Annotated in this window: 15 protein-coding genes; 8 read left to right on the top strand and 7 right to left on the bottom strand. The window is 36.0% G+C overall.

The features are described 5' to 3' along the window. Nucleotides 1-3: 3 nt before the first annotated feature. The 5 genes from HXV90_RS14665 to HXV90_RS14645 are packed head-to-tail and all read left to right on the top strand — an operon-like array spanning nt 4 to nt 2,952. Nucleotides 4-342: a Na(+)/H(+) antiporter subunit C gene (locus HXV90_RS14665; RefSeq protein ID WP_004233143.1), complete on the top strand. Its 339-nt coding sequence runs from the start codon at nt 4-6 to the stop codon at nt 340-342. Then, nucleotides 335-1,840, top strand: coding sequence for a Na+/H+ antiporter subunit D (locus HXV90_RS14660; RefSeq protein WP_048395766.1), 1,506 nt, complete (start codon nt 335-337; stop codon nt 1,838-1,840). The genes HXV90_RS14665 and HXV90_RS14660 overlap by 8 nt, the downstream gene beginning before the upstream one ends. After that, a complete protein-coding gene (locus HXV90_RS14655) occupies nt 1,840-2,322 on the top strand; it encodes a Na+/H+ antiporter subunit E (RefSeq protein ID WP_048395764.1) in 483 nt (160 codons plus the stop codon). The genes HXV90_RS14660 and HXV90_RS14655 overlap by 1 nt, the downstream gene beginning before the upstream one ends. Beyond that, the gene (locus HXV90_RS14650; RefSeq protein ID WP_004233151.1) at nt 2,322-2,606 is read left to right on the top strand and encodes a Na(+)/H(+) antiporter subunit F1; all 285 of its coding nucleotides are present in this window, start codon (nt 2,322-2,324) and stop codon (nt 2,604-2,606) included. The genes HXV90_RS14655 and HXV90_RS14650 overlap by 1 nt, the downstream gene beginning before the upstream one ends. Beyond that, entirely contained in the window at nt 2,584-2,952 is a 369-nt protein-coding gene (locus tag HXV90_RS14645) for a Na+/H+ antiporter subunit G (RefSeq protein WP_269897506.1), read from the top strand. The genes HXV90_RS14650 and HXV90_RS14645 overlap by 23 nt, the downstream gene beginning before the upstream one ends. A gap of 229 nt (nt 2,953-3,181) precedes the next feature. Here the strand turns inward: HXV90_RS14645 and HXV90_RS14640 are convergent, their stop codons facing one another. Together HXV90_RS14640 and HXV90_RS14635 are read right to left on the bottom strand one after the other, a co-directional pair. Continuing rightward, nucleotides 3,182-3,904: a DNA-binding response regulator gene (locus HXV90_RS14640; RefSeq protein WP_269897505.1), complete on the bottom strand. Its 723-nt coding sequence runs from the start codon at nt 3,902-3,904 to the stop codon at nt 3,182-3,184. 5 nt (nt 3,905-3,909) lie between these two features. After that, the gene (locus HXV90_RS14635) at nt 3,910-6,918 is read right to left on the bottom strand and encodes an ATP-binding protein (RefSeq protein ID WP_269897504.1); all 3,009 of its coding nucleotides are present in this window, start codon (nt 6,916-6,918) and stop codon (nt 3,910-3,912) included. Nucleotides 6,919-7,340: 422 nt separating this feature from the next. On the opposite strand from HXV90_RS14635, the gene HXV90_RS14630 reads away from it, so the two are divergent. The 3 genes from HXV90_RS14630 (at nt 7,341) to HXV90_RS14620 (ending at nt 9,643) form a co-directional block, all read left to right on the top strand. Then, entirely contained in the window at nt 7,341-8,135 is a 795-nt protein-coding gene (locus tag HXV90_RS14630; protein ID WP_004233155.1) for a transporter substrate-binding domain-containing protein, read from the top strand. A gap of 133 nt (nt 8,136-8,268) precedes the next feature. Then, nucleotides 8,269-8,928, top strand: a complete 660-nt coding sequence (locus HXV90_RS14625; protein ID WP_036075291.1) for an amino acid ABC transporter permease — start codon at nt 8,269-8,271, stop codon at nt 8,926-8,928. Continuing rightward, nucleotides 8,921-9,643 (top strand): amino acid ABC transporter ATP-binding protein, encoded by a 723-nt coding sequence (locus HXV90_RS14620; RefSeq protein ID WP_269897503.1) that lies wholly within the window; start codon nt 8,921-8,923, stop codon nt 9,641-9,643. Before HXV90_RS14625 ends, HXV90_RS14620 begins: the two co-directional genes overlap by 8 nt. A gap of 50 nt (nt 9,644-9,693) precedes the next feature. Here HXV90_RS14620 and HXV90_RS14615 read toward each other — a convergent pair whose 3' ends face one another. From HXV90_RS14615 to HXV90_RS14595, 5 genes are read right to left on the bottom strand one after another with little or no spacing between them, the layout of a single operon-like run. After that, nucleotides 9,694-10,737, bottom strand: a complete 1,044-nt coding sequence (locus HXV90_RS14615) for a saccharopine dehydrogenase family protein (RefSeq protein ID WP_115673073.1) — start codon at nt 10,735-10,737, stop codon at nt 9,694-9,696. Further along, on the bottom strand, nt 10,734-11,438 hold the full coding sequence (locus HXV90_RS14610) for a class I SAM-dependent methyltransferase (RefSeq protein ID WP_115673072.1): 705 nt from the start codon (nt 11,436-11,438) through the stop codon (nt 10,734-10,736). Before HXV90_RS14610 ends, HXV90_RS14615 begins: the two co-directional genes overlap by 4 nt. A gap of 33 nt (nt 11,439-11,471) precedes the next feature. After that, a complete protein-coding gene (locus HXV90_RS14605) occupies nt 11,472-12,140 on the bottom strand; it encodes an ABC transporter ATP-binding protein (RefSeq protein ID WP_269897502.1) in 669 nt (222 codons plus the stop codon). A 37-nt stretch (nt 12,141-12,177) separates the two neighbouring features. Further along, a complete protein-coding gene (locus HXV90_RS14600) occupies nt 12,178-12,921 on the bottom strand; it encodes an ABC transporter permease (protein ID WP_115673070.1) in 744 nt (247 codons plus the stop codon). Continuing rightward, a complete protein-coding gene (locus HXV90_RS14595; protein ID WP_269897501.1) occupies nt 12,896-13,870 on the bottom strand; it encodes an ABC transporter substrate-binding protein in 975 nt (324 codons plus the stop codon). The genes HXV90_RS14600 and HXV90_RS14595 overlap by 26 nt, the downstream gene beginning before the upstream one ends. Nucleotides 13,871-13,909: the final 39 nt, after the last annotated feature.

Below are 13,909 nucleotides of genomic sequence, written 5' to 3'. Positions count from 1 at the left end.
CCAATGGAGTCTTTAATACTTGTTTTAGTAGGTATATTAGTAGCTGTTGCGACGTACTTAATCCTCTCGAAGCAGTTATTGCGTGTTATTTTAGGCACCGCTGTTTTATCTCATGCTGCCCACTTACTGATTTTGACTATGGGAGGTTTAAAAAAAGGGGATGTCCCGTTATTAGGAGAATCAGAGGGACCATATACAGATGCATTACCTCAAGCATTAATATTAACAGCGATTGTGATTAGCTTTGCTGTCACTGCTTTTGTTCTCGTTTTAGGGTATCGCGCGTACAAAACAAATGGTTCAGGGAATTTTGATGAATTGAGAGGTACGCCTGATGAGTAATATGATTGTTTTACCATTAATTGTACCAGTAATTACGGCTATTTTACTGGTGTTTTTAAAAGAGCATGTGACGCTACAACGTATCATCAGCTTATTGACATTGAGCTTTATTATTATCATTAGCGTCATTTTATTAGTAGAGATTCAAGAACAGGGTGTGATGCGCATTGATTTTAGTGGATGGGCACCACCATTTGGAATCTCATTTGTAGCCGATTCATTTGCGACACTATTAGTGTTAGTTGCAAATATTGTAGCCCTCATTTGTATGCTATATGCAATTTTTACAATGGAGCTAAGATATGAAAAAATGTATTTTTATCCATTTACCTTGCTGATGATAGCAGGTGTCAATGGCTCATTTTTGACGGGCGATATTTTTAACTTATTTGTGTGTTTTGAAGTAATGTTGCTCGCTTCCTATGCATTGATTAGCTTAGGTGGCGAAAAAATTCAGCTACGTGAAGCATTGAAATATGTGCTCATCAACATTGTTGCCTCTTGGATTTTCTTAGTGGCACTAGCTTTTCTGTATGGAACGGTAGGCACATTAAATATGGCACATATTTCAGTTCGTGTAATGGAGGCAGGAGCTAATCCTCTTATTACAACAGTAGCGCTTATTTTCTTAATCGTCTTTAGCTTGAAGGCTGGACTTTTATTATTCTTCTGGTTGCCAGGATCTTATAGTGTACCACCAACTGCCATTGCTGCTTTATTTGCTGCTTTATTAACAAAGGTAGGGATGTATGCACTTGTACGTTCCTTTACATTGCTGTTCCCTAACAATCCTGAAGTCACACACACAGCTCTTGGCATCATGGCTGGACTCACAATTATAGCAGGCTGTATCGGTGCACTTTCAGGTCGTGATGTTAGAACAATAGCCTCTTACAATGTACTAATTGGCGTTGGTTTTATAATAATTGGGCTAGCTGTAGGCACAGAGTCAGCCTTACAAGGTGTTATCTACTATTTAATGCACGATATGATAGCTAAGGCTATGTTGTTCTTAGCTGTTGGCATGATGATATATCTCACTGGGGAAACAGTAATTGATAAGATGAGTGGCCTTATTCGTAACTACCCCTTTTTTGGATGGTTGTTCTTTATAGCAATGTGTTCACTAGCTGGTATACCCCCACTGAGTGGTTTTTTAGGAAAGGTTTTAATTGGACAAGGTGCGATAGAAGGTGGCCATTTCGTTCTATTAGGTCTAGGGTTTTTCTCTAGTTTAATTGTTTTATATTCATTGTTAAGGATATTTCTTTCTTCCTTTTTCGGCGAAACCATTATTAGCTTAGAGGATGAAAAACCTTTACCTAAACGTATATTGTTGCCATTAACATTACTAGCTGTTTGCACATTTGGGTTAGGTATTGGGGCAGAAAAACTGGCACCATTTGTCACAGATGCAGCTGAAACACTTTATACACCATCTATCTATATCGATGCAGTTTTAGATGGCGAACAATGGCAAGGTGAGGTGAATAAATAATGGCGATGCAGTTTATTTTAAATTTATTTATCGCAACACTTTGGTTACTTTTACAGGATGAAGTGACACCACAATTTTCAACATTTTTAATGGGTTTTGTTGTAGGTATGGGTATTCTATATGCGATGCATCGCTTTTATGGTACTCAATTTTACATGAGGAGAGTCTTTTCCATTATCAAGTTATTATGGCTGTTTAACTGGGAGCTATTTTTATCAAGCTATAGTGTATTAAGACAAATCACTACACCTAAGCTAAATATTACACCGGGTATTTTCACATATAAAACTGTATTAGAGGGTGATTGGGAGATTACAGCTCTTGCCTTACTGTTAACGTTAACACCTGGCTCTGTCGTCATGGAGGTATCGGAAGAGGGAGATGTCTTTTATATTCATGCTATGGACATCGAACAGTCAAAGGATGCTGTTATACGATCAATTGGAAAATTCGAACAAGCGATAATGGAGGTGACACGCTAATGATTAACAATATATTACTTCTTGCACTTGCTTTCTTCAGTATTTCCATTGCGCTGTCGTTATATCGTGTTATCCGTGGTCCGTCAATGCCTGATCGAGCGATAGCTCTCGATACAATTGGTGTTAATTTATTATCGGCTATTGCCATTGTCTCTATTATATTGAAGACTAAAGCATATTTAGAAGCTATTCTTATTTTGGGCATTTTAGCGTTTATCGGAACGATTGCATTTACAAAATATATAGAAAGAGGTGTGATTGTTGAACGTAAATCAAATGATTGAATGGGCAGCAGTTATCCTTATTCTTATAGGTTCCATTGTGAGTGTTATTAGCGCATTTGGGATGATTCGCCTACCAGATGTCTATACACGATCACATGCTGCTACGAAAAGCTCTACATTATCGGTTTTAACCTGTTTGTTAGGAGCGTTTATCTATTTCTGGGTGCATGACGGTTTTGTTAGTGTACGGCTCATTTTAGGTATTCTTTTCGTCTTTGTGACAGCACCCGTTGCAGGGCATTTAATTTGTCGTGCTGCCTATCGTTCTCACGTTCCATTAGCAAAGGACTCTGGTGAAGATGAATTAAAGTCAAAATTGTTCCCTGAAGAGCATACGATAAAATAGAAGGAGGACTGTTTGCCCTAAAGCAAACAGTCTTTTTAGTGCAAAATAATGAAAATAGTAGAACTGCAAAATTGATGAATAGATTGTTCAAAGAGAGTGGCGAAATCCCTGCACAAAAGATGAGAGAGCACTGGCTTAAGATAGCAAACATTGGACATTTCTTAACATTCAAGTGGATTCTAAATAAGTGAAAGGGAAGTTGATTGGTTAAATCAACTTCCCTTTCAAATTATTCTTGAAAAACCAATTGATACCCAGAGCCTCTTACCATAACGATTTTAGCTGTATGACCTGGAATCGTTTCAAGTTTTTTTCTTAAATTGCTGATATGAACTCGTAAGGCTTGTGTTTGTCCAAAGCTATCCTCGTCCCAAATAAGTCGGTACAGCTCAGCAGCTGGAAAAGCTTGATTGCAATGCTGTGCTAAAAAGAATAAAATTTGGAATTCCTTTGTTGATAAAGTTAATACAGTATCACCAATTGAAACTTTTCCTGAGTGTATATGGAAGTGTAATGTATGAATAATTTTGATTCCCTCATTTACGGAAGTATGTTCAATTGGTTGCATCAACTTTTTATGTTGCTTTCGTTCAAGTAGCCGCTCAATTGTTTTTAAGAGTCGGTTGTGGTCAATGGGCTTTAAAATATAATCTATAGCCTGTACATTAAAGGCCTCTAAAGCATAATTTTCGTAAGCTGTAACAAAGACAATATCTATATAGCTTGAGACATCTTCTATTTTAGAAGCAAATTCAAGTCCAGTCATTTCAGTCATTTCAATGTCTAAAAACAATATATCAGGTTTTAACATATCAATATTTACTAAACCATCTTTTGGATTCTGGAAGGTTCCAATAATCTCAATAGAGCCACTTGCCTTTAGCATGGATTCTAATAAACGAATGGCTAAAATTTCATCATCTATAATAACTGCTTTTAACAAGCTGCTCACATCCTCTATAAAGTAATTATTGGAAATCTAATTTCAACAGTCGTTCCTTTGTTTTCGTGGCTATCAAAATGGATAGTAGCGTTGTCGAATTTTTTTAATCTTTTGGAAATATTTAAAATACCAATGCCTTGACTAGCTGTTTTCTCACCATTTTGAATTTGCCTTAAAAGCTCTGAAGATATCCCAATGCCGTTGTCAATCAGTTGGAAAATCACCATATGCTCTTCCTGCCTTATAACTAATAGTAGCTCGCTAACCTCTTTTCTGACTTTCAAACCATGAAGAAGGGCATTCTCTACTAAAGGCTGAAGCAGTAAAGGAGGAATAAGACATTGGATAGGCTCATCCATGCAAATATTAAATTCTAATTGCTCAGGATATCTAGTACGATGAATATTTACATATGCCTCAATAAGACTAAGCTCCTTTTCCAAAGGGACAAGACTGTTGGCATTTTCAAAGGCAAAACTGTTACGTAAAAATGTAGCAAAATCTGTAATCATTGCCCGTGATTTATCTAAGTCTAAATAGCTTAGGGACAGAATGGAATTTAAGACATTATAAATAAAATGCGGTTTTATTTGTGCTTGTAAAAACGCAGTTTCCATTTTCACAGCTGTTTCTGCAGACTCCTTCAATAAAAGAAGATTGCGAACCCTTGTCATTAGCTCGGTAGCATCTAAAGGTTTATGTAAAAAATCATTTGCTCCAGATTGAAAGGCTGCAATCATATCCTCTGGGCGAACCGCCGCAGTCAACATTAGAATAGGTAGCTCTGTAGACGTGTAATGTTGCCTAACCTGTTGACAAATCTCATAGCCAGAAATTGTGGGCATCATTATATCTAAAATTAATAAATCAATACTAGGTTGTTGTGTAAGGTACTCAAAAACATGGTGTCCATTATCAATTGCTATAATGGAATAGTTTTCTTGTGTCAATATATCTATTAGTACCTTTAAATTAACAGCATCGTCATCTACAATAAGAATTTTTTTCTTTCCTATTTTCTCAACAATATGTGGGAATGTTAGGAAAGGATGCTGGTATGTTTGGATTGGCATTGATGGTAATTCCTCATTTGTCGGCTGACCTTTTCGTAATTTGAATGAAAAGGTAGCGCCTTGTCCGACAATAGAATCAACAAATATTTTCCCACCCTGCCGCTCGACAAGCTCCTTTGTAATATGTAAACCTAATCCACTGCCACCAATTGAATAATTGAATTGTTGGAACGGGTTAAAAATGGTTTTTAAATTTTCTGGTGCTATCCCACACCCAGTATCCTTAACTTCAATCACAAGGAATGACTGTTTCTCATAACAAGTTATATCAATTTTTCCTTCATTTGTATACTTCACTGCGTTATGAATTAAATTATATAAAATTTGGCGAAGACGGTTTTCATCAGCTAGGACAAAGGTTCCCCGTTCTATATGATTATAAATTTTGACATTCTTGCTAATCGTGTAGGAAAGCACTTCTACAGTCATATGTGTAATGGCATATAAATCAACAGATGCCATCCGCAATGTTAATTCATTCTCCTTCAGCTTTGAAAAATCAAGTAAATCATTGACTAAATAGGATAGCCGTTCTGCAATATTGAAAATAAGTGATACTTTTTCTTTTTGTTCGTCCGCTGAGATAGGTAAACTATTATCCTTCAGCATAGATTGTGAAATGCCTATAATGCCATGTAAGGGCGTTTGGAATTCATGAGATGTTTTAGCGAGAAACTCATCCTTTAATTTATCTACACGTATCAGTGCCTCCGTTAGCTTGCCTTTTTCTAAATAAGAATCTGCAAAACGATGAGAAATATATAGGGAAAGCATTGTCAGGCAAATAAATGGCAACAATGGTGGTAGAGCACTCAGTTCAAGATTAATATTTGTATTTAAAGTAGCAACGATAAAATAAAGCAAAATGGCTAGAGAGCTTAACGTTAAATACATTACTCCAGTAGCACGTTTGTAAATTGCTATAATTTGTACATAGAAGATATAAACAATATTTGCGAATACATACAATGAGTTGATATTCTGAAATAGTGAATTAATGGATGTTGGAAGCAATGCAACCAGCATTAGAAGGGTACCTATTGCACAAAACACTTTCACAACTAAACGATTCATATGTTTTATTAGAGCACGATAAAAATACAACAATATAAAAAGGCCTACAGCTATACTAGAGATCATTTGCATTTTCTGAAATGGAGCATAGGAAATATTTATAAAGTCTAGTAATAACTTTTCGCCATGAGTAAGGGTGTAAACCCCACTTGCGAAACAAAATATAGAGAAGTAAAGCTGTTCTATACCAAATTTTGAATAAAGATATGAGCCAAAAAAGTAGATAAACATTGTTAAAAAACCTGCTAAGGTAATTAAATCGTAGAATATGGCACCCTCTCGAAGCTTTGCAATACTAGATTGATCCCCCAAAAAAATGGAGCTAATAATTCCTCCTCCTGGTGCATAATCAAAATTGGCTACATGAACAATCAATTCAAGTTCTTTTTTATCAGGCGAAAAATAAGCGGTATATGGGGTATTGTGGGGTATATAGCTGCTATCCTCAGCGGGCTCTCCACTATGTCCAACTCGCTTTCCGTTAATATACAATGCGTTCGACATTCGAATGTTACTCGTTTTAATTCCTAAAATATCTTCGGTATCATCGATTAAAACCTTGAGACGATAAGTCCCACTTTCAAATACAGGTATTTGTTGCCCATCAATTGTATATTTTGTCCAAGCTGAAGGGACATTAACAAGATAGCTTTGATAGGAATCAAAGGCTTCACCGTCCACTAAATGATTCGGGATAAATTCCCACTCCCCATCTAATTTGATAGGCGTATTATCGTGAAATGAATGATGACGTAAATCCATCACACCTTCAATCGCTTGCGGCCCATGCGACTTAGGTTGAGTTAAGAAAAAGGTAATGCCTGCTATCAGCACTGAGCCAATAATAATTGCGAACAATAACGATAATTTTTTCATCGTAAAAATCCCTTTCAAATGATTTATTTGGATTATACAAGATAACTTACGGCATTAATACAAAATTCCTACTAGCGATGAAATCTAAATATTGCGAGCTTAAAGGATGGCGATAATCTCTATCTCTGAACTGTTGAAATTAAGTTGTTTTTATGATGGAGGAATAAATAATGCTAAAACTGAAAATAGTAAAGTTACTTTGTAAAATGAATGAAAACAAAAATAAATTGACTTATCAGAAAATTATGCATATAATATTTAGCTAAAATTTTTTTAGTTTATCTTGATTATTATTTCAAAAGAGTATATCTTAATTAGCAGATAGATTTTTTATTCTTCAATATGAATAAATATCCAATCAACTATATTCGAGAAATGTATTCTCATACACAATAAATTATAAATAAAAGGAGTTACAATTTATGAAGAACAAGTTATTCATCATGATGCTGGTACTAGTAATAGGTGTACTTGCAGCATGTGGCACTAAAGACAATAATGCAAGCGATACAGGATCTACTACGGATACAGAGGGTAAGCAAGTATTAAAAGTTGGTACATCAGCTGACTATGCGCCATTTGAATATGTGGATGCAGCAAAAGGCGAAGAAATTATTGGATTTGATATTGATCTAATCAAATTAGTTGGAGAAAAAATAGGCGTTGATATGCAAGTGCAAGATATGGACTTTAACAGTTTAGTGCCAGCACTTCAAGCAGGGAAAATTGATGTCGTTATTTCTGGTATGACACCGAATCCAGAGCGTGAAAAAGTGGTAGATTTCTCAGATAAATATAATGAAACAGAGCAAGTAATCCTTGTTAAAAAGGATAGCGGTATTAAAAAAGAAGCTGACTTAGCTGGTAAAAAAATAGGTGTACAAACTGCATCTATTCAGGAAAACTTAGGTAATGAAATTGCGAAAAAGGTTGATGTAACAGTAGAAGGACGTACGCGAATCCCTGAGATTGTGCAAGATATGATGTCTAAACGTTTAGACGCAGGTATTTTAGAGGGTGGCGTTGCGAAAGGCTATTTAAAAACGAATGATCAATTAGAGGCTTTCCCAGTGGAAGAACAGCCTGAAGATTTCAAAGCAATCGCTGTTCCAAAAGGAAGCGATTTAAAAGATAAAATTAATAAAGCTTTAAAAGAGCTAGCTGAAGAAGGCAAAATCAAAGAGTTAGAAGAAAAATGGTTAGAAAAAGTTGAATAATAATTTCGTGCGATAGCTCTACTTTTGGGCTATCGCTTGTGCTTTTCATTATTATCCTTTAAGCCTCTTCTAAATTTGTGTTTGGTACAAAAAACAAAGCTACATCATGATGAAAAAGAAAGGAGGGAGCGCTGTGAATTTAGATTTTACAGCTATCGTTCCCTCTATTCCTTATATTTTAAAAGGGATAGGTGTTACACTTCAAATTGCAATCGGTGCATCCATCATTGGTTTTATCGTAGGTATACTTTTAGCATTATGTAAAATTGGTAAAGTGAATTTTTTACGTTGGTTTGCTGATTTCTATACGTCGATTTTCCGCGGTACACCTCTTGTATTACAATTACTAATTATTTATTATGCAGTACCGCAATTACTAGATATCCAAATTGAGCCTATTCCAACCGCTATTATTGCTTTTGGTTTAAATTCAGGTGCATATATTTCGGAGATTATCCGTGCTGGTATCAATGCAGTTGATAAAGGACAAATGGAAGCTGCACAAGCATTGGGTATTCCATATGCAAAAATGATGAAGGATATTATTATTCCGCAAGCAGTAAAAAATATTTTACCATCCTTAGTAAATGAATTTATTACATTAAATAAAGAAACAGCAGTTGTGACAGTAATCAGTGCATTAGATATTATGCGTCGTGCCTACATTGTAGGAGGTTCGACATACCGTTATCTTGAGCCACTACTTTTTGCAGGGGTAATCTATTACATCATGACGCTTGTTTTAACGTTCCTTGGTAAACGAATCGAGAAAGGAATGAGAAAAAGTGATTAAAATTGAAGATTTACACAAATCTTATGGGCAGAATGAAGTATTAAAGGGTATATCAACTGAAGTTAAAGAAAAAGAAGTAATTGCTATTATTGGACCTTCAGGATCAGGTAAATCGACATTTCTTCGTTGCTTAAATTTATTAGAAACTCCGACAAGTGGGAAGGTAACGATTGCAGGGGAAGTCCTGACAGATAAAGGGACAAATATAATGAAAATACGTGAAGAAGTAGGTATGGTATTTCAGCATTTTCATCTTTTCCCTCATAAAACTGTGCTTGAAAATTTAACATATGCGCCAATCAATGTGAAGGGTTTGGATAAGGCTACAGCTATCAACAAAGCAGAAGAGTTACTAAAGAAAGTAGGTCTGTTTGAGAAGCGTCTAGAATATCCAAATCGTTTATCGGGAGGACAAAAGCAACGTGTTGCTATTGCGCGAGCACTTGCCATGGACCCTAAAGTTATATTATTTGATGAGCCTACATCGGCACTTGACCCTGAAATGGTTAAAGAGGTATTGGCTGTTATGAAAAACCTCGCAGATTCTGGGATGACCATGTTGATTGTGACACATGAGATGGGCTTTGCTCGTGAGGTTGCTGATCGTATTCTTTTCCTTGATGGCGGCAAGCTCATTGAGGATGCTCCTCCAGAACAGTTTTTTTCAGCGCCATCAACACAGCGTGCAAAGGATTTTTTAGAGAAGGTTTTATAAAAAATAAAAGGCATTTAGCTCCCCGTCTAGGCGAATGCTAAATGTCTTTTTTATTGAATGGACAGTTCAAATTGAGCCTGTAAGGTTTCTAAAGTAAATAGCTCCTCAATATGATAGGCTCCTGATGGATGATTGTTGTTAAGGAGTTCTTTCGCAATAAATGCTGCAACTTTCGCTGTTACGAGAGATTCATCGCGTTCTAGAAAGTCTAATGTATAACTTGTTTCTTTGTGATGTTTTTTTCCAATGGCTTGTATTTGTATACCACATACATCAGAACCAATTTTAATTTTTTGAATAAGTGAAGCGAGCAAGGTTTGGATACGGTCAAATTTTAATAAGTAAGCAATTCTACTTTTTTGTAAAAAGGATACAAATCTATTGAGCGACTCTACATCAAAACCTAATCTTGTTTCGATAGGAATAGAAGGAAAATGCTTTGTTAATGTGTGCTGGTCAGAGAAATTAAATTGATACACACTACGCTTTCCAAATTTCTTAAATTTCACGGTTCTCTTATTAGTGAAATTAGCAACTCTCTGATTGTTGTAGCTACTGAACGGTGTATTTAATTGATGCAATATCCAAAGAATTGCTGCAGTGCCATGCGTATCGCCTGCGCCGAGTAAGATAGAAATATGCAGCTCCTCTACGGAGGATAATTGCTTTGCAGCATGCATGGCCATTAAATTTGTCAATCCTGGAGCCATACCAACACTAAATACGGCTGTGGAATGATTCTGTTCAGCTAGTAAGTGGAGTGCCTCTAACTTTTTAAGAAAGGTATAGCTTGCAGTAATATCGATATACATAATCCCTTCATTTAAGCAAAGCTGCGCAAATGCAGTATCTTTTTGCTCTAAACACATAATGACCAGTGCTACATTATCTAATTGCTCTGGGTGCACTTTTTTCGACACATCCAATTGTAGAGGTCTTACTAAGTTATTGTGCTGGGCGCAGAAATGCTTTGCCTTTTCTATATTTCTTCCGGCAATCCATATTCTGTTAGGATAGCTTTGCAACAATAATTTTGCAATTTTCCCTCCCACTTCACCATAGCCTCCGATGATTAAGATATTCCCATTTTTCATAAAGTAGTTTCTCCCTTAATAGCGACTAAAGCGTCAATCATATGTGTTTTAAAATATGGAAGGATTGTCGTAAAACCAGCCTCTTTCAGCAAATCAATAAGCAATTCAAGAGTAATCGGGTGAGTTGTCATGCGAAAGGATTGTTCAAAGCGTTCCCAATGATCCTCGCTTATTCCGTTATGAAGCATGGAACTTCGCCAATAACGAAGCTCGTGTTTGAATGTTTGGGAAGTTAAATCAGCATTAATCGATGAGATAAATAACACACCATTTTCATTTAAGCTATCCGCAATTTTTTGAAGCATTGCCCTCTTCTGGTCCAAGTCTTCAATAAAATGTAAAACTAAATGACAACTAGCTACATCGAATAACTCATTCACTCTTAGGGAGAGTAAATCCTTCTCAAGCCACTTAATAGTAAGCTCGTGTGGTAGCGATTCAATTTGTTTAGCAGCCAGATCCAGCATTACCTTTGAGATATCGACTGCTGTGAAATGGGCAGAAGGAAAGGATTTGCCTAATGTGAGTAATTCCTGTCCGCCACCAGCACCTACTACTAAAAATTTATTTGCAGCAGTAAAATTGTGAAGTATACTGGCCATCATGTCATAGATAAGATCATAGCCTATGATTTTTTGTCGAATGGACTGTTGATATGTGTTGACAGAAGGACTGTCCCAGTTATGTAAAGATCTATTCATTAAAATACCTCCAAAATAATTAATTTCTATGCGTTAAGATTCCGAGAGCAATTCCTTCATCTTTAAGCAATCATTCGGATGAAAGGCTGATGATTGTTTAGTGAAGTCACCCAGTATTTGTGTAGGACTATTCCCAAAAATAAGTATTCGTTGTCCAAGAAAAAGAGCCTCGTGTAAATCATGTGTCACTAATAAAACGGTTGGTTGATAGTCCAACCAAAGTGTATGGACTAACTGCAACATTTCCTTTTTTAAACGGACATCCAGTGACTGGAATGGTTCATCCATTAATAAAAGAGCTGGTTGATTAACCATCGCTCGAATAAGTGAGACTCGCTGTTTCATACCTCCACTTAATTGATGCGGATAGTGTGCTTTATTGTGATAGAGCCCTGCAATTTTTAATAATTGATTTATCCGTTCCACATCAACTGTCTCACTGACCCATGCAATATTTTCAAATACGGTGAGACTAGGAAGAAGACGTGGCTCCTGAAAAACATAGCCTAAAGATCCAGTAGGAGAGCTTATTAGCCCTGAATCGGGTGATATAAACTTTGCAATAAGCCTTAATAATGTCGTTTTTCCGATACCTGAAGAGCCTAAAATACATGTCACTGTTTGAGGGGCAATTTGTAATTGAAACTGCTGAAAAATTTCCTTTTGATTTCTTGAAAAGGATAGATTCTCAAGGATTAACATAGGCTAAGCTCCTTTCTAAAGATGTACAGGAATAATACTAGATAGATTGCTTTAGTAGTCTTTGTAGGAAAAACTCCATAGCTAGACCAACTAATGCAAGTATGATCGTCCAGGCAAACACTGTTGGGGTATCAAAGAAAACACGTGCTTGACTAAGCTGCTGACCAATCCCTCCATGACCCACAATTAACTCTGACATGACAATTGTCTTCCACCCCATTCCAACTGCTATTAATAGGGCTGAATGTAAGTAAGGTGATAATTGTGGAAAATAAATATCTCTTATCACTTTCTTACGAGAAACTCTAAAACATTGAGCTATTTCGAGCAGTTCTTGAGGAGTTTGAAGTATCCCTTTCATGACATTAAAGAAAAAGATAGGCACTAAAGTGACGAAAATAATAAAGATTTGAGCACCACCCTGTTCTCCAAACCATAAAACCGTAAATAACATCCATGAAACGGGAGGGATGGATTGAGCTAATGTAATAAGCGGTTTTATAAAATCCTTTAACTTATTTGATAAACCTGCTGCGATTCCTAAAATACTACCCAATAACAAAGACAGCAGTATTCCAATAAGAAAGGACAGTATTGTAATAAAAAAGGCGGACCAAAACACAGGGTTTCCTAATAGTTTGAATAAGACAGAAACAACTACAATAGGGCTAGGTAATAGTACGTCAGGATAATTAGTAGCTAATATAATCCAGAAAAGTATTAGTACGATCATGCTACCTGTTGAACGAAGTAGACTATTCATTGTAATAGAAGTCTTCATTAGGTAATGCACCACCTATAGAGTCAGGTGCAATCTCTAGTAAAATCTTAAAATAAGCTTCTGTTTCATTCCGCGCTTGTTGAGCTGTTTGAAAGTGTAAGGAGCTATTTGTTAATGCACTTTCCATGATTTTTTCATTGCTTTTGAAAAAATCACTCAATAAGGGCAAGGAAACATCAGGCTGTTGATATAAATCAGTAATTGCTTGTTCAGAAAGCGCTTGAAATTGTTTAATAGCATGTTGGTTACTAGATGCCCAAGCCTTATTTACAAAAATACCGGTTTGAGGTAATTGTTTGCTAAATTGTTTCTGCCATACTTCTTCAAAATTGATGGCAATATGTAAATCTGTCTGTAAATTAGCTTGCACTATACTTAACAATGGCTCTGGAATAACAACATGTTGAATAGCTCCTGATGCTAGTTGTTGACCAATTTCAGATAGATTGACAAAGGAGAGCTTAACACCTGGGATATTATTTTGAGCAATTAAGTAATTTGTTAAAATATCTGGTGGACCACCTTGACTAGGTACGAAAATAGTTTGATGTGCTAAATCTTCTAATTTTTGAACCTTGTCATCCGTAGAAACAAGAAACATAGAGCCAAATGTATTGACTTGAATAAGCTGTAAAGGCATACCTTTTGCATATAGATTTGCCCCCATATTAAGAGGAAGTGCAATAAATTGTGCTTGTTTTTTTTGTATTTGAGCTAAAAGGGTATCTGCTGTTTCCCAGGTAATAAGTTCAATATCCTTCTGTTGCTCTGCCAATAAGATACTTGGAAAAATAGCTGGCGATTTAGGTGCACTAATAGTAGCTTTAAGAGTTTGCTGTTCTTCTGAATTCTGATCCCCCGTGGTTGCTTGAGATGATTTCTCTGAGCAGCCACTAATAACGGCAGTTGTTAGTAAGACAATAAAAAATAAAAAATAAAATTTCTTCAAAATAGTATTCCTCCTTGTTGAACTTCTGTACAATTCAAT

The organism is Lysinibacillus sp. JK80 (assembly GCF_027557635.1).
Classification (GTDB): Bacteria; Bacillota; Bacilli; order Bacillales_A; family Planococcaceae; genus Lysinibacillus; species Lysinibacillus capsici.
Note: the sequence above shows the minus strand (reverse complement) of the source record. Positions and strands in the feature narration are given on the sequence as shown.

Bases quoted from the DNA above. Each gene is read 5' to 3' on its own strand.
- HXV90_RS14665 (WP_004233143.1), top strand. From the start codon at position 4: ATGGAGTCTTTAATACTTGTTTTAGTAGGTATATTAGTAGCTGTTGCG.
- HXV90_RS14660 (WP_048395766.1), top strand. From the start codon at position 335: ATGAGTAATATGATTGTTTTACCATTAATTGTACCAGTAATTACGGCT.
- HXV90_RS14655 (WP_048395764.1), top strand. From the start codon at position 1,840: ATGGCGATGCAGTTTATTTTAAATTTATTTATCGCAACACTTTGGTTA.
- HXV90_RS14650 (WP_004233151.1), top strand. From the start codon at position 2,322: ATGATTAACAATATATTACTTCTTGCACTTGCTTTCTTCAGTATTTCC.
- HXV90_RS14635 (WP_269897504.1), bottom strand. From the start codon at position 6,918: ATGAAAAAATTATCGTTATTGTTCGCAATTATTATTGGCTCAGTGCTG.
- HXV90_RS14630 (WP_004233155.1), top strand. From the start codon at position 7,341: ATGAAGAACAAGTTATTCATCATGATGCTGGTACTAGTAATAGGTGTA.
- HXV90_RS14615 (WP_115673073.1), bottom strand. From the start codon at position 10,737: ATGAAAAATGGGAATATCTTAATCATCGGAGGCTATGGTGAAGTGGGA.
- HXV90_RS14610 (WP_115673072.1), bottom strand. From the start codon at position 11,438: ATGAATAGATCTTTACATAACTGGGACAGTCCTTCTGTCAACACATAT.
- HXV90_RS14605 (WP_269897502.1), bottom strand. From the start codon at position 12,140: ATGTTAATCCTTGAGAATCTATCCTTTTCAAGAAATCAAAAGGAAATT.
- HXV90_RS14600 (WP_115673070.1), bottom strand. From the start codon at position 12,921: ATGAAGACTTCTATTACAATGAATAGTCTACTTCGTTCAACAGGTAGC.